Raw genomic sequence first — 14,827 nt, 5'->3', positions numbered from 1 at the left:
TGTGAACAAAACAAGGCGCAGAAGAGCGTTTGACTATCGTGATACCCGCCACCAATCGTGATACCCGCCGTCAAAGGAACAAGCCCTGCCGCCCCTGGCGGCGTCGGCGTCCGAGCGTTTCGCGATCATGGAGCTGGCCGTGCCCGGCATCTCGCGGAAGCCACGATCGACCACTATCAGGATGACCTACGCCGGCTGTGGTTCGCTGAGGGTCGGTAGGCTGGAGCAGTCATCTCTGGATGGCGGTCCGTCGCCTGGCCCGCCCGGGAGCGTTCACGCAACGCCACCCTCGTGGCTAGCTGGTGCTTTCTGCGGCAAGAGGGTGTGTTGATGTCGATCGAGGAGTCCGGGGTAACCGAGGTGGCGGGGCCGCGGTCCGGCTACCGGACCGACGCGGTCGCGGCCGATGCCGCAGCCGCTCCCGACGGGACGGCTGTCCGTCTCGCCGGCCGCGTGGTCCTGTGGCGCCGTATGGGCGGGCTGATCTTCGGGCATCTCCAGGACCGTAGCGGCCGGGTGCAGGTTTCCCTGTCCAAGACCGATCTGGGTGCCGAGGTCGTCAAGGAATGGTCCCGGGCTGTGAAGATCGGCGACTTCGTCGGGGTCGCCGGCAGCCTCTACACCACCCGCCGCGGCGAACGGACCGTCGCCATCTCCGAGATGACGGTGCTGAACCGGACCGTGCGTGCCCTTCCGGACAAGTGGCAGGGCCTGTCCAACGTCGAGGCCCGCTACCGCCGCCGCTACCTCGACCTGCTCGTCAACGCCGAGTCCCGGGAACGCTTCCAGACCAGAGCGAACATCATCAGGCGGATTCGGCGTTTCCTCGACGACAACGACTTCCTCGAAGTCGAAACCCCGATGCTGCAAGAGGCAGCGTCCGGCGCCGCGGCCCGCCCGTTCATCACCAGGCATAACGCCCTCGGTGAGGACTTCTACCTGCGGATCTCCCCCGAGACCTATCTCAAGCGGATCGTCGTCGGCGCCTACGACCGCGTCTACGAACTCGGCCGCAACTTCCGCAACGAAGGCATGGACTCCTCGCACCTCCAGGAGTTCACGATGCTGGAGTGGTACGCCGCCTACTGGGACTACCACGACAACATGGCCTTCGTCCGCGAACTGATCATCACGGTCCTCGACGACGTCCTCGGCACCCGGGCGGTTACCTACGAGGGTATCAAGATCGACTTCGGCACCGACTGGCCGGAGATCGACTACCGGGCCGAGGTGGAGCGGCGCACCGGCATCGACCTCACCGTCGTCCGTGATCTTCCCACTCTGCGCGCCCGGGTGGCCGAACTCGGCCTGGACGTCGGGACCTCCCCGTCCTACGCCGGCCTGGTAGACTTGCTCTACAAGAAGACGGTCCGAACCGATCTCGTCCAGCCGTGCTTCCTCGTGCACCACCCGGCGGAACTAGTCCCGCTGGCCCGGCGCAGCGACACCGATCCCACCGCGCTTGACATGTTCCAGATCGTGGTGAACGGCGTGGAGATCGTCAAGGCCTACTCCGAACTCGTCGATCCCGCCGAACAGCGGCAGCGGCTTGAGGAACAGGCCGCGCTGCGGGAGGCCGGCGACGACGAGACCATGATGCTCGAAGAGGACTTCATCGAGGCCATGGAATACGGGATGCCCCCGATGTCCGGCCTCGGGCTCGGCATCGACCGGTTCGTTGCCCTGCTCACTGACGCCCTGACTCTCCGCGATGTCGTCCTCTTCCCCACCATGCGCGGCGCCCACAAAGACCAGACAGCCCCCGTCGAAGATGACCTGTGACGGCTCCGGCCCGTGGGATTCCCTCGTTTCGACTCGCCCGTCCGTGGTCCCGCCGAGGCCACTGCCGCCGACTAGAGATGCATGATCTTGAAATTGTCCAGGCGTCTCGAACGTACGTTCAAAACGCCTGGTCGATGCGGAGGCTCGGGGATTTGAACCCCGGAGGGGGTGTATGCCCCCAACCGCATTAGCAGTGCGGCGCCATAGACCGGACTAGGCGAAGCCTCCCAACGTGCCTGCTCATCATAGCGTCTCCCACGACGGTGCTGACGCTTGGTCCGAGCGGATCCCGGCGGGCTGGATCACGTCTGTGTGGTCCGGCCGGCCGGTTCCGCGCGGTCCATGGGTTCCATCGGTCCCAGGGCCGCGAGGATCGCGTCCGCGATCTCACGGCGCCGTCCGCCGTCCGCCACCGGACCACCATCGGCCTCCCGCACGTAGAAGGCGTCCACCACGTCTAGTCCGAGGGTTGCGACGATGGCGGTGGCGACATCGATTCGCAACCCGGACAGCGCCCGTACGATCCGGTACAGCACGCCGGCCTGGTCGGGGGCGCGTACCTCGATCACGGTCATCGATCCCAGGTCGTCATCGAAGATCACTTGAGGTGCGCCGGGCGTGGTCCACCGCTTGGCCCCGGCGTAGTCGCGTTCCCGGGCAGCGAGCCGACCGGCGACGTCGAGGATGCCGGCGAGCGCGGCCCGCAGGTCGGCGAGCAGCCGCGCCGGCTCCGGTACCCGTCCGTGCGGCGCGGCCACGGCGGCCTGCAGCAGCGCCCGACCGCCGTTCCTCCGGGCCGAGGCCCGCCGGATGTCCAACCGGTTCAGCGCAAGGACACCAGCGATGATCGCCAGCAGTCCGACGTGGTCGGCGCTGACCACCACGATCTCGAACATGCCCTCGTCCGGCAGCGGATTGACCTGGACGACGTGCTCGTCGGGCAGCGCGAGCAGACCACGCTGCCGATCGTCGAGGTGCGGGGGACACGGGACCCGCTCGCCGCCGAGGACGGCCCGGGCCCGCTCGACGAGGTCACCGATCAGCCGCGCCTTCCAGGCGTTCCACGCGGTCGGGCCGGTGGCCCGGGAGTCGGCCTCGGTCAGTCGGTGCAGCAGGGTGAGGATCCGCACGCTGCCGGCGGACGCGGCGACGCTCTCGATTGTCCCGGGATCGTCGATGTCCCGCCTGGTCGCGGCCTCGCCGAGAAGCAGGTGGTGGCGGACCATGGCGACAAGCACGTCAACGTCCTCGGGCGGCAGGCCCAGCCGCGGGCCGATCCGTTCGATCTGCACGATGCCCGCGTCGGTGTGGTCGCCGGGGAAGCCCTTACCGATGTCGTGCAGGAGGGCGCCGAGCAGCAACAGATCCGGCCGGTCCACCTCGCGGGTGTGTGCGGCGGCCCGCGCCGCGGCCTCCATCAGATGCCGGTCGACGGTGTAACGGTGGTAGGGATTGCGTTGTGGTCTGCTGCGCACCGCCGCCCACTCCGGGATGAGCCGGACGAGCAGCCCCACCTGGTCGAGGGATTCCAGCACCCCCACGGCCGCGTCGCCGGTGGCCAGCAGCGTGACCAGCGCGTCACGGGCGGCGTCAGGCCAGGGGTCGGGCATCGGTGGAGCCTCCCGGGCCAGCCGGTCGACGGCGTAGCGGCCCAGCGGGAGCCCGCTTCGTGCGGCCACGGCGGCGGCCCGCAGCACCAGGACCGGGTCCTTCGCCGGATCGACGTCCCGGGCGAGCTGGACCTCGCCGTCCTGGTCGACCACCCCTTCGCCGAGGGGGCGGCGGGCTGGCCGCCGGCCGCCACCGCGCCACCGCGCCACCGACCGCAGGCCGGCCGCGACCCGGTACCAGGTGGTGTCCCAGGTCCAGGAGATGGCGCGTCCGGCGTCGGCGACCGCGTGCGCGAGCGCGAGCGCGTCGGCGTAGCCGAGCATGGTGGCGACCGCCTCGGAGTCCTGGAGCAGGAGCCGATCGTGGGCTCGTCCCCGACTCAGCCGGCGGATCTCGCCGCGGGCATCGAGCAGCACCTGACCGGCGGCGGTTACCCGCTCGGAGGGGGACTCGGCGACCCAGGCCGCCGCGAGGGCGTGCAGGGCATGGACGTCACGTAGTCCGCCGCGGGATTCCTTCAGGTCGGGTTCGAGCAGGAACGCGACCTCACCGAGCCGGGCGGCCCGTTCCGCGACGGCCTCGGCGAGCTCGGGCAGTCGTTTCGGGGCATGGGACCGCCACCGGGCGCGAGCCCGCTGGGCGAGTTGCGTGGCCAGCGTCGCGTCACCCGCGACGTGGCGGGCGTCGAGCAGGCCGAGCGCGGCCTTGAGGTCACCGTCGGCTACCATGATGGCCTCGTCGACGGTGCGCACGCTGTGATCGAGGCCTACCCCCGAATCCCACAGCGGATACCAGACCGCGTCGGCGACGGTGGAGATGTCGTTCTGTTTGCCGTCGTGGACGAGGACGAGGTCGAGATCGCTGCCGAACGCGGGCTCCGCGCGTCCGTAGCCGCCGACGGCCACCAGGGCCATTCCCGGCCCGGGATCGCCGAACAGGTCGACTAGGGCATGGTCGGCGAGGTCGGTGAGGATGCGGCGCAGCCGTGGGCCGGTCGCCGTGGGCAGGCGCTCGGAGCGGCCCTTGAGGATCTCCAGGCGGTCCGTCATGGCTGTCCTCCTCCGTTCGGCCGTCTGGCCGTGATCGATCTCGGATCTGGATCGATCACGGCCAGCGGAGCGCCGAGCCGAGGACACAGAAACGCGCACCAGCGCAACTGTGGTCTCGGGTGGTGCCGGATCGTGCGGTGTCGCGGGTGGTGCGTGTCGCGGGTGGTGCGTGGTGCCGGGTGGTGCGTGGTAACGGTGATGGATGGAGTCGGGTGGTGCGGTGGAGCCGTGCCGCGGTGGCGTTGCCACGCCCGGCACTACTACAGCGCGTCCGCCCCCCGCTCGCCGGTACGGACCCGTACCACCGACTCGACCGGAACGACCCAGATCTTGCCGTCGCCGATCTTGCCGGTCTGCGCCGACGACGTGATCGTCGCGACCAGATCGTCGACCGCCCCGTCCGCGACGACCACCTCGATCTTGATCTTCGGCACGAAGTCGACCTTGTACTCGGCGCCGCGGTAGACCTCGGTGTGGCCCTTCTGCCGGCCGTAGCCCTGGACCTCGGAGATCGTCAGTCCGTGCACGCCCAGGGTCTCGAGCGCCGCCTTCACGTCGTCGACCTTGAACGGCTTGATGACGGCGGTGACGAGCTTGGTCATGCCTGGGCCTCCTCGGGCACCTTGATGGGGCTGATGCTGCTCGTGGGCAGCGAGCCGCTACCGCCGATGGACGTGAAGCGGTACGCCGTCTCCCCGTGCAACGCCTCGTCCATGCCGGCGATCTCGTCGTCGGCGTTCAGCCGGAGACCGATGGTGTACTTCAGGGCGAGAGCGATGATTGCCGTCACGACGGCCGAGTAGCCCAGCGTCGCGCCGACGGCGAGCACCTGCTCCCCGAAGACGCTCCACGGGCCGCCGTAGAAGATGCCGTCCTTGCCGGCCTCGTTCGTGTCGACAGTGGCGAAGAGGCCGGTCAGCAGGGCGCCGAGCACACCGCCGACCAGGTGGACCGCACCGACGTCGAGCGAGTCGTCGATGCCGACCTTGCCCTTGATCGAGGTGGCCAGGGCGCAGACGACGCCAGCGATGCCGCCGACGGCGATCGAACCCATCGGAGAGACGAAACCACAGGCCGGGGTGATGGCTACCAGACCCGCGACCGCGCCGGACGCGGCTCCCAGGGTGGTCGCCTTGCCGTCGCGCAGCTGCTCGACCGCGAGCCATCCGAGGATCGCGACGCCGGTCGCGATCTGGGTGTTGAGCAGGGCGTACCCGGCGACCTTGTTGGCGCCCAGCGCGGAACCCGCGTTGAACCCGAACCATCCGACCCACAGGATGCCGGTGCCCAGGAGAACGAACGGGACGTTATGGGGACGGAAGTCGCCGGTCGGCCAACCGGCCCGCTTGCCGAGGACCAGCGCCAGCACGATCGCCGCGATACCGGCGTTGGCGTGGACGACCGTGCCGCCCGCGAAGTCCAACGCGCCGCGCTCGAACAACCAGCCCTTGCTCGCCCACACCCAGTGTGCGATCGGCGAGTAGACCAGCAGCGACCAGAGCGGGATGAAGATCGCGAAGGCGCTGAACTTCATCCGATCGGCGATCGCGCCGGTGATGAGGGCGGGCGTGATGATCGCGAACATCAGCTGGAAGGCGACGAACACGACGTACGGGATCGCGCCGTCGCTGCCGGAGAGGTCCTGGAGCGCGAAGAAGTCGAATCCGCCCCAGAAGCCGTTACCCTCGCCGAATGCGACGCTGAACCCGATGACCGACCAGATCAGCGTGACGATCCCGATGCAGAAAAAATTCTGCATGATCATTCCGAGCACGTTCTTCGCTCGGACCATGCCACCGTAGAAGAACGCCAGTCCGGGCGTCATGAACAGCACGATCGCGGAACTGATGAGCATCCACGCGGTATCGCCCGAATTCAATTTGTCCATGTCTCTCCTGTCATTCCCCGCGCGATGCGCGGACTGCGCTCACCCGGTCCCCGGCCACGCTGCGCTCGTCCCGGATCCTCGGGTCCGAAGAGTCGGCAAGATCTGTTCCCGACCTATGTCTTAGCTGTTTCTGACGTGTGAAATCGCTAAATTGGGTGGCCTGTGACCCGATCTCGTCGGCTGGCGGTGGGCACTTGGAGACTCTCCGCTCGTCATGGCGTGCTTTCGTGACTGTATAACTGCATAGAGTTACCGTCCGGCAGTGTGAGCAGTGTCCCCACGGAGGGCTGGCATAGCGCCGGCGAACCGCGCCCCGGGCCCCGCCGTCCCCGTGCTGTCCCGCCATCCCGGTTCGGCCAGCGAACTTCGAAACACGTCGCAAGGCAGACTCCCGCCGCCGGCCCGACCGACGGTCCCCAGCCGACCGGGAACGATCCGACCGGATGGCGCCCGAAAGCCGGAGCGCCCATTGTTCTCGGACTGGTCGGCATTCTCGTCGCCGGGCCTCCGGTTGTCTGGGGGTCTGCCGGATCCGCCTGGGCGGCGCCGGCGACTCCGGCCTCCGGGTCGGCCCCGGGGAGCCCGGGAAGCCTGGAGAGTCTGCAGGCGGAGATCAACGGTACCCGGGTACGGCTGGACGAATCCATGCGTCAGACGGCGATTGCCACCGAGGTGTTCAACGCCGAACGTATTCGGCTGGCCGAGGCCGAGCGGGCCGCGGCCGCCGCGGCCGGGCGGGTCGACCGTGCTGACGATGCTGTACGGCAGGCCGCGGACAAACATCGGGGGTTGGCGGTGTCGGCGGATCGGGCCGGGGGATTCGGGCAACTGTCGTTGCTGCTGACCGGCGACCCCCGACAGGTACTCGACCGGGCCGGTGCGGTCGATGCGCTGGCCCGTCGGCAACGGGTGGCGGACACCGGCCTGCGGCTCGCGCGTCGGGATCTCACCGAGGCACGCCGGAGCGCTGACATGGCACTCGCGGGCAAGAGGAAGATCGTCATGCGGCTCGCCGCGCGGAAGCGGTCCATCGAGGCGTCCGCCGCCGAACAGCGCAGTCTGCTGCAGCGGCTCGAATCCCGCTACGCATTGCTGGAACGGCAGGCCAGGGAACGTCAGGCCGCGGCCGAACGGCTCCGTTATCGGAAGGAGTCGGCTGCGGCCGCGGGCCGGGCGTTCGCCGCGGCACCGATTACCCCGGCACCGATTACCCCGGCACCGACTACCCCGGCACCCACCCCGCCGACGGGCGGCGGTGGCGCGTCGCGCGCGGTGCAGGAGGCATACGCCCAGCTGGGCAAGCCCTACGTGTGGGCCGCGGCGGGGCCGAAGTCCTTCGACTGCTCGGGCCTGACGCAGTGGGTCTGGGGGAAGGCCGGGGTCTCGCTGAGCCACTACACCGGATCACAATGGAATGAGGGGCGCCGCGTGGACCGGGCGGGCCTCATTCCCGGTGATCTCGTCTTCTTTTATGCCGATCTTGATCATGTCGGGATCTATATCGGGGGCGGGAAGATGATCCACGCTCCGCGGACCGGGGAGGTGGTCAGGGTGGAGAAGATCTGGTGGTCGAGCTTCCGGGGGGGCGCGCGGCCGGGAGCGTGACACCATCGGCCGTCGGCGGAAGCGATCAGGACGGGGACGGCGACGGTGCCGTGGGCGACGGGTCAGCGGTCGACGTAGACGAGAGCCGCGGTGCTACGGCTGATCTCCGCGTTGGTCTGGCCGTTGGGGGTGACGATGTGGATCAGGTTGCCGCGGGAGCCCGGCGTGATCTGCGCGCCGGGGACGATCGCGGCGTCCTGAAGCCGGCGCATGATGCTTTCGTCCGTCTGCAACCGCTCGGAGATCCAGCTCACCGTGACCGGCCTGCCACCGCCGGACGATGCGAGGTCGGCCGACGCCAGTAGGCTCACCGGGGCGGAGGTCGGCCGCGCCGTGGTGTGGTGCTGCCGGGAAGGCGGGATCTCGTTACCGAACGGGCAGCGCTTTGGATCGCCGAGCAGGACGGTGAGGCGCGCCTCGACCTCGTCGGAGATTACATGCTCCCACCGGCAAGCCTCGTTGTGTACCAGCGCCCAATCCAACCCAATGACTTTCGTGAGCAGCAGCTCGGCCAAACGGTGCTTGCGCATGACGGCGGTGGCCCGCAGCAGGCCCTTCTCCGTGAACTGCACGGTCCGGTCGTCGGCGAGGGACACCAGCCCCTCGTTGGCCAGGCGAACCGTCGACTCGCTCGCGGCCGGCGCGCTGACATGCAGGCGCTCCACCAGACGCGCGCGCAGCGGGGGGATGCCCTCCTCCCTCAGCTCGTACAGGGTTCGGAGGTACATCTCGGTACTGTCGATCAATCCAGTCACCGGTCTCCTTCGTCCTTATCCAGGGTACGCCCCGTCCGGGAGTCACAAGAGCCATCTGCCCCCCGAAGGCCATGCCGGCAGGCCGGTTTCGATGTCCCGTCGCCCCCTTCCCGCGGACCGGGGTCGGTGTTCCACGACGTGTTCCATGGCTTCGGTCCGGCGGCGTGTCCTCGTGCGGCACCCGTTCCCGCGCGCGGGCTTGCACCCAGGGCCGGCATCGGCGCCCGCGGCACTAGACTTGACGCCATGAGCACGACTCAGATCGCGCCCGAGACATCGAACACCCAGACGGACGAAGGTGACGATCACTCTCACTACGCCCGTCGTGAGGAGATCGTTCGTGCGTCCATCGAGGGTGGCCGGGTTACGGCGTTGTGCGGCTACAAGTTCGAACCGGTGCGGGACCCCTCGCGTTTCCCGATCTGTCCGAAATGCAAGGAACTCGTCGAGATGGCCGAGCAGTTCGGCTGATCGCGCCGCGCCGCGCCGGTACACAGTGCCGGGCGGCCACGGTCCTCGATGGCTGTCATGAGCCTTCGGTAATAATCGGTCGTTGCAGTAGATCGAGCGTGTCGGCGGGCTGTGGACGGTGTGCGGATGCCCTGCCGATCGGGATCCATGGTGTCCCCCGGGCCGGCCGCTCCGCGACCCCGTATGATCTGTTGCACGAGCCAGACTCGATGTCTCTCGCCGGCCCCAGTAGCTCAGTGGATAGAGCGACCGCCTCCTAAGCGGTAGGCTGCAGGTCCGATTCCTGCCTGGGGCACATCCGTCATGTCGATCGCCGCCTCCGGTCGGTGGGACCAGAGTCCCCTGCGGGGCGAGCCGCGCGACCGCGGCTGACGCCGCGCCGGCTCAGGTCGCGCGGGCTCAGATGGGGACGGCAGCCAGGGCGCCGGTGTGGTGGAGATGGTCCCGGGCGGCCTGGATGGCCGACGGGGTGGAGTCGAACAGGCGTCCCTGGCCGCGTAGCCGGTCCACCAGACCGACGGCGGCCACCGCTTTGGCATGCTCGGGTCGCAGCCCTGACACATACACCTTGACGCCGCGGTGTTCGAGCCGGTCGATGACGTCGCGCAGGACGAGGGCGCCGGTGCCGTCGACGGTGCTGACCCGGGACAGCCGGAGGATGAGGATCTCGACGTCGGCTACCTCGGTGAGCTCTAGCAGGAAGCGGTGGGCGGCGGCGAAGAACAGGGGACCGTCGATACGGTAGGCGACGATGTGCTCGGCGAGCAGCGCGTGTTCGGAATCGTGATGATCGTCAGGGTCCAGCGGCACCTCCTCGACCCGCGCGGTTCGGGCGATCGCGCGCAGGGCGAGGGCGCCGGTGACCGTGAGGCCGAGGACGACAGCGATGACGAGGTCGAGCGCGAGGGTCGCCCCGGCGGTCAGCGCCATGACCAGGGCATCGGAGTGTGACGCACGGCCGAGGGTGCGCAACGAGGAGACCTCGACCATCCGCACCGCCGTGGCGAGCAGAACACCGGCGAGCGCGGCGAGCGGGATGCGCGCGACCAGGGGGGCGGCGGCGAGCATCACCCCGGCGAGGACCACGGCGTGCGCGAGGGCGGCGAGCCGGGACGAGGCACCCGAGCGGACGTTGACCGCGGTGCGGGCGATCGCGCCGGTGGCGGGCACCCCGCCGAACAGCGGGACGGCAAGGTTGGCCAGCCCTTGGCCGAACAGCTCCCGGTCGGGGTCGTGGTTCTGGCCGACGGTCATCCCGTCGGCGACACTGGCCGAGAGCAGGCTCTCCAGGGCGGCGAGCGCGGCCACGGCGACGGCGGCCGTGGCGAGCGTCGGGATCGCGGTGATGTCGAGGAAGCCGAGAGAGGGACCGGGCAGGGTGGCGGGGATCGCGCCGAGGGTCGTGACGTCCCACCCGCGGGCCGTGACGAGGGCCGTCGCGAGGGCCACGGCGAGCAGCGAGAACGGGACCGTGGGCCGCAGCCGGGCGCCGACCAGCATCGTCGCCGCGACGCCGACGGCGAGCGCGAGTGCGAGCCAGTGCGGCCGGTGGACGGAGTCGGCTACAGCCGCCCAGGCCACGCCGGTCACCCGGTCACCGTTCCGGGCGCGTACTCCCAGGGCCGGGGGAACCTGCTGAAGGAAGATCATCGCGGCGATGCCGACGGTAAATCCCTCCACCACGGGCGCCGGCACATATCGCACGGAGCGGCCGACCCGCAGGACTGCGAGTGCGAGCAGGATCATCCCGGCGAGCAGCCCGACGGTCAGCACACCGGCCGGCCCGTGCCGGTGCACGATCGGCACGAGCACGGCGGTCATCGCGCCGGTCGGCCCGGACACCTGCAGGTTCGACCCCCCGAAGACCGCTGCGAGAGCACCCGCCACGATCGCCGTCACCAGCCCGGCGGTCGCGCCGAGGCCGGAGGAGACCCCGAATCCCAGCGCGAGCGGCAGCGCGACCACCGCAACGGTCATCCCCGCGAGCAGGTCACGGCCTGGCTGGCGGCGCATGCTCTCGATATCGGCCCGGCCGGGCAGGAGCCGGCCGAGTGGCTTGGACCAGCGTGACGGGGCCGTCCTTATGGGGGTGGGGCCGGGGGGTCGGGAGTCCTCGGCCTGCCCCGCTGTCGTCTCGATGCGGATCCGATCCTCCCGTATGCTGGGATGAAAAATTGAAAGTTTCTTCAATTTACATGATCAAAAGTATGGGGTGAGCGAGATCTTGGACACAGCGCCCCCCGTGGAGCCGTGCCGTGCGATAAAGAGCCGTTTTCCGGCTCCGAAGTGTGGTAACGAACAGTTGATAAATTCTGTAACTGGCGGAAAGGCCGCCATCGGGCGCGAACGGGTCGCGGCGCTGCTCACCATGCCGACGTGGTCTCTGGGTGGGCGGTCGCCGGTACTCCGGCCAGGTTGGTATCTCGGCCGGTAGGCCCCGGCCGGAGCTGTGCGGAGTCGACGGGAGGTGACTCGTGACGAGGCGAGTTCCATTGTACCAGGCTAAAGCGGAATTTTTTCGCATGCTTGGACATCCGGTGCGGATTAGGGTGCTGGAGTTGCTGCAGGACGGGCCGATGCCGGTGCGGGATCTCCTGGCCGCGATCGAGGTGGAGTCGTCGAACCTTTCCCAACAGCTCGCGGTGCTGCGCCGGTCCGGGATCGTGACCGCGACGCGGGACGGCCCGACGGTGGTGTACGCGCTCGCGGGCGGGGGCGTGGCGGAGCTGATGCGCGCGGCCCGGCGGATTCTGACCGAGATGGCGGCCGGGCAGGCCGGGCTGTTGGCCGAGTTGCGCGAAGCGGAGACAAGCTCCTCATGAGCATGAAATGTGGTGGACCGATTTCCGGGAGTCCCGCCTATGGGACTCCCGGAGATGGGAGTCCCGCCGAGGGGTCGCCTGGGGGACCGGCGCGCACCCGACGGAGTCGGGCACGGGTGGAGCCGGCGTGACGCCCTCTGTCCCGGCCGGTTCAGCCGGTCCAGCCGGGGTCAACCCCGCCTACAGCGTCACGGTCCGCGTTCCGCACCGGGCCACGATGATTATCGAGGCGGTCATCGCCGCAGCCCCCGGCCCCGTGACGTGCTACGCGGACGAGCCGGATCCCGGGGGCGGCCGGCGGATCACGTTGGATGCCGACAGCGGGTCCACATTGACCTGGCTGGTCCGGGCGCTACGGGAGCGGCTGGGTGCCGATCTGTTGCAGACCGAGGATCCCGTCTTCACCGTCGCGTCGACCGGCAAACTCGCCCAGTGTCTCCGCGCGTCGGTCATGACCGGTCACGATCTTGCGTTGTTGGACGCTGACGCCGATCGCCGCGTCATCAGCCACCTGGCCATGCACCCGGCGCACACCGACCGGTTCACCGGCCGGCCGCGCCGGGTGGCGCTGCTCACCGACGGCAGCGCCGTCCTGGACTTCGAGCCGCTGGCCGCTGAGGCGGCCCTGCCAGCGGTCGAGTCCCAGGCGGTCCACCTGCACCGGGCGACCGGGTTCGACGTCATCCCCATGCCGATCGCCGCCCACACCGCAGCCGAGCTCGCCGCGGCGATCGGCATGCTCGCTCCGGGATTCGCCGCCACCGTCCTGGTCCACACACACGTCCGCCGTATCGACGCCGCCCGCGCCGCGCTGCGGTCCGCCGCCCCGTATCTGCTGCTCGACACCGTCAACGACGGTCTCGCCGTCGCCGCCGCGGCCGCGGTCCTCAACCATCTCCGGGCGCGTGACCTCGCGCCGGGGCGGGCCCGCGTCGCCGTCGTGGACCCGGCTCGGGGCGGCGATCTCGCCGGCTTACTGATCGGTGTCGGCATCCACGAGATCACTCTCTACGATCCGGTCGATTACGATATCCAGCCGCTGCACCTGCTCGCCCCCGAACTCGATTTGATCGTCGACCTGATCGGCTTGGCGGCGCCGCCCAAGGGCGTTCCCGTCCTGCGGACCCGCCCGGAGACGCCCCCTCCGCTGGCCCGCGCCACCTCGGGCCCGCGCCCGCTGCACGCGCTGCCCGGACTGCTGCGGGCGGTCGTCACCACTCGCCGCCCGGTCACCCCCGCTGCCCGCCTCGCCGCCGTGCACGCCCTCGTCGGTCAGACGCCGCCCGGCAGCGTGCTGCCTCCCCTCGACCATCCACGGCTCGCCCCCGCCGTTGCCGCGGCCGCCACCCACGCCCTCACCGCGCAGGAGTAGCTCACCGCGCTCCCGGCGGAGGTGGTCACCTGGTAGGGGTGGTGGGGCCCGCCACCGACAGGCCCACCGGCGAATCTCGGCGAGAGATCGTCCGTTGGGAGGACCGTTCCTCATGAACGGGATGAACAGGGTGCGTCGTCATGGGCGGCACTCTCCCGCCGGCATTACGGATGCGGAAGTACGGCGGCACCGGTCTGGTCTTTGCAACACATCGTCCAAAAATGCCCTAAGGATTCGGAATAAAATAACTTGTTCACTTCGGGGTCCTCGCGAGCCCGTGACCTGCGAAGACGCATATTGGCTTGCATTAATTACTTCATTATGAATTCTAAAGGGCCGTACGGCCATATTCCAGTAATGCGCCACCCCGGTTCTTCGGCCTGCCGGGAAGCCCGAGCCGGACCGGCACGGCCGAGGAATCGACATGGCCGAGGAGATGACACCGGGCCGAGGACGCTCGTGCGTCCGAAGCCGGCCGGCCTGGCGTGGGGAGTTCCACGTCGCGGGTGGCCTGGTCACGTTGGGAAGGGGGTACGAATGCTGCTCCGCGTGACCAGCCATCCGAAGAGTCGTTCCTGGCCCGGCGGGACGTCTCAGCTCGGCGCGGGGACGAGGTCCAGCAGTGCCTGAGCGGCAAGCTCGTACCCGAGGGCCCCCAGGCCGACGATCACTCCCCGGGCGAGCGCCGAGAGAATGGATTCGTGCCGGAAGGACTCCCGGGCCCAGACATTGGAGAGATGGACCTCGATCCACGGGTTCGGATAGTTGGCCAAAGCGTCGCGAAGGCTCCAGCCATACATCATCAGCGCACCTGGATTGACGATCGCGCCGATCGAGCCGTAATTATCTTGAATGGTGTTGATCAATTCGCCTTCGGATTCACGTTGCACGGAGACCAGTTTCCATCCGCGGTCCGAGATCCGAGCCGCGACGGCCGCCTCGATATCGGCCAGTGTCGCCGTGCCGTAAACTTCCGGCTGGCGCCGGCCGAGTATGCCCAGATTGGGGCCATTCAGGAGAAGTAGCGTGGGCACGGCACCTCGCAGACAGGCTGGCCGGCTCGACGGCCGGCGTCTCTTATCCGGAACCCCACATTTATAGCTAAAGCCACCTGCTGGACACTTGTGAGCTGGGTGGATTGGCTGAGATGTTCTTCTAGAGTTCATTTGTAGCCCGTCCGTTGATGCTGATGTGTCATGCCCGGAGGTCGATGGGGAACCCGGGGGTACTGAAGGTACCGTCCGTCATGCATCCTCTTGTGTGGATTCCTTCGCTGGTCGCGATAATGGAACCGTCGACGGAACCTTGATCCCGGCGCGGAGAACAACGGTATGGCCACAGGTAAGAAATAGGGTGGGGATCGTGATCGGTAGAGCACGGCATGCGCCGGAGTTGCCAGCCTGGCCGCAGTACTCCGACGAGGAGCGCGGTGGTCTGATCCGGGCGTTGGAACAGGGCCAATGGCAATGCCG

Annotated in this window: 11 protein-coding genes and 2 tRNA genes; 6 read left to right on the top strand and 7 right to left on the bottom strand. The window is 68.9% G+C overall.

Going from position 1 to position 14,827, the window contains the following annotated elements; translation table 11 throughout:
* Nucleotides 1–330 precede the first annotated feature (330 nt).
* Nucleotides 331–1,782 (top strand): lysine--tRNA ligase, encoded by a 1,452-nt coding sequence (gene lysS / locus AC08OT_RS06865; RefSeq protein ID WP_476595359.1) that lies wholly within the window; start codon nucleotides 331–333, stop codon nucleotides 1,780–1,782.
* Nucleotides 1,783–1,919: 137 nt separating this feature from the next.
* Here the strand turns inward: lysS and AC08OT_RS06860 are convergent.
* The 4 genes from AC08OT_RS06860 to AC08OT_RS06845 all read right to left on the bottom strand — a co-directional run bounded on the left by AC08OT_RS06860 (nucleotide 1,920) and on the right by AC08OT_RS06845 (nucleotide 6,330).
* Nucleotides 1,920–2,010, bottom strand: a tRNA-Ser gene (locus AC08OT_RS06860).
* 74 nt (nucleotides 2,011–2,084) lie between these two features.
* On the bottom strand, nucleotides 2,085–4,442 hold the full coding sequence (locus tag AC08OT_RS06855; RefSeq protein ID WP_476602641.1) for a [protein-PII] uridylyltransferase: 2,358 nt from the start codon (nucleotides 4,440–4,442) through the stop codon (nucleotides 2,085–2,087).
* Nucleotides 4,443–4,702: 260 nt separating this feature from the next.
* Complete coding sequence (locus AC08OT_RS06850) at nucleotides 4,703–5,044, bottom strand: P-II family nitrogen regulator (RefSeq protein WP_476592235.1); 342 nt, start codon at nucleotides 5,042–5,044, stop codon at nucleotides 4,703–4,705.
* Nucleotides 5,041–6,330 (bottom strand): ammonium transporter, encoded by a 1,290-nt coding sequence (locus AC08OT_RS06845; RefSeq protein ID WP_476592234.1) that lies wholly within the window; start codon nucleotides 6,328–6,330, stop codon nucleotides 5,041–5,043. Before AC08OT_RS06845 ends, AC08OT_RS06850 begins: the two co-directional genes overlap by 4 nt.
* 645 nt (nucleotides 6,331–6,975) lie before the next feature.
* Here AC08OT_RS06845 and AC08OT_RS06840 point away from each other — a divergent pair.
* Nucleotides 6,976–7,935 carry a C40 family peptidase gene (locus tag AC08OT_RS06840; RefSeq protein ID WP_476595361.1) on the top strand — a complete coding sequence of 320 codons (960 nt, stop codon included), beginning with the start codon at nucleotides 6,976–6,978 and terminating at the stop codon, nucleotides 7,933–7,935.
* A gap of 62 nt (nucleotides 7,936–7,997) precedes the next feature.
* Here the strand turns inward: AC08OT_RS06840 and AC08OT_RS06835 are convergent, their stop codons facing one another.
* Nucleotides 7,998–8,690 carry a metal-dependent transcriptional regulator gene (locus AC08OT_RS06835; RefSeq protein ID WP_476592232.1) on the bottom strand — a complete coding sequence of 231 codons (693 nt, stop codon included), beginning with the start codon at nucleotides 8,688–8,690 and terminating at the stop codon, nucleotides 7,998–8,000.
* Nucleotides 8,691–8,936: 246 nt separating this feature from the next.
* Between AC08OT_RS06835 and AC08OT_RS06830 the strand changes: the two genes are divergently transcribed.
* Nucleotides 8,937–9,161: a DUF3039 domain-containing protein gene (locus AC08OT_RS06830; protein ID WP_023839854.1), complete on the top strand. Its 225-nt coding sequence runs from the start codon at nucleotides 8,937–8,939 to the stop codon at nucleotides 9,159–9,161.
* 222 nt (nucleotides 9,162–9,383) lie between these two features.
* Nucleotides 9,384–9,456, top strand: a tRNA-Arg gene (locus tag AC08OT_RS06825).
* A 104-nt stretch (nucleotides 9,457–9,560) separates the two neighbouring features.
* On the opposite strand, the gene AC08OT_RS06820 is transcribed toward AC08OT_RS06825, so the two are convergent.
* Nucleotides 9,561–11,174 carry a SulP family inorganic anion transporter gene (locus AC08OT_RS06820; protein ID WP_476602640.1) on the bottom strand — a complete coding sequence of 538 codons (1,614 nt, stop codon included), beginning with the start codon at nucleotides 11,172–11,174 and terminating at the stop codon, nucleotides 9,561–9,563.
* 461 nt (nucleotides 11,175–11,635) lie between these two features.
* Between AC08OT_RS06820 and AC08OT_RS06815 the strand changes: the two genes are divergently transcribed.
* Together AC08OT_RS06815 and AC08OT_RS06810 are read left to right on the top strand one after the other, a co-directional pair.
* The gene (locus AC08OT_RS06815) at nucleotides 11,636–11,983 is read left to right on the top strand and encodes an ArsR/SmtB family transcription factor (protein ID WP_476594676.1); all 348 of its coding nucleotides are present in this window, start codon (nucleotides 11,636–11,638) and stop codon (nucleotides 11,981–11,983) included.
* A gap of 127 nt (nucleotides 11,984–12,110) precedes the next feature.
* Nucleotides 12,111–13,355 carry a malic enzyme-like protein gene (locus AC08OT_RS06810; protein WP_476594677.1) on the top strand — a complete coding sequence of 415 codons (1,245 nt, stop codon included), beginning with the start codon at nucleotides 12,111–12,113 and terminating at the stop codon, nucleotides 13,353–13,355.
* A 593-nt stretch (nucleotides 13,356–13,948) separates the two neighbouring features.
* On the opposite strand, the gene AC08OT_RS06805 is transcribed toward AC08OT_RS06810, so the two are convergent.
* The gene (locus AC08OT_RS06805; protein WP_462188008.1) at nucleotides 13,949–14,389 is read right to left on the bottom strand and encodes a type II 3-dehydroquinate dehydratase; all 441 of its coding nucleotides are present in this window, start codon (nucleotides 14,387–14,389) and stop codon (nucleotides 13,949–13,951) included.
* Nucleotides 14,390–14,827: the final 438 nt, after the last annotated feature.

This window comes from Frankia sp. CgJB1, assembly GCF_977947065.1.
Note: the sequence above shows the minus strand (reverse complement) of the source record. Positions and strands in the feature narration are given on the sequence as shown.

Coding starts and splice junctions, on each gene's coding strand:
- lysS (WP_476595359.1), top strand. CDS start 331: ATGTCGATCGAGGAGTCCGGGGTAACCGAGGTGGCGGGGCCGCGGTCC.
- AC08OT_RS06855 (WP_476602641.1), bottom strand. CDS start 4,442: ATGACGGACCGCCTGGAGATCCTCAAGGGCCGCTCCGAGCGCCTGCCC.
- AC08OT_RS06850 (WP_476592235.1), bottom strand. CDS start 5,044: ATGACCAAGCTCGTCACCGCCGTCATCAAGCCGTTCAAGGTCGACGAC.
- AC08OT_RS06845 (WP_476592234.1), bottom strand. CDS start 6,330: ATGGACAAATTGAATTCGGGCGATACCGCGTGGATGCTCATCAGTTCC.
- AC08OT_RS06840 (WP_476595361.1), top strand. CDS start 6,976: ATGCGTCAGACGGCGATTGCCACCGAGGTGTTCAACGCCGAACGTATT.
- AC08OT_RS06830 (WP_023839854.1), top strand. CDS start 8,937: ATGAGCACGACTCAGATCGCGCCCGAGACATCGAACACCCAGACGGAC.
- AC08OT_RS06820 (WP_476602640.1), bottom strand. CDS start 11,174: ATGCGCCGCCAGCCAGGCCGTGACCTGCTCGCGGGGATGACCGTTGCG.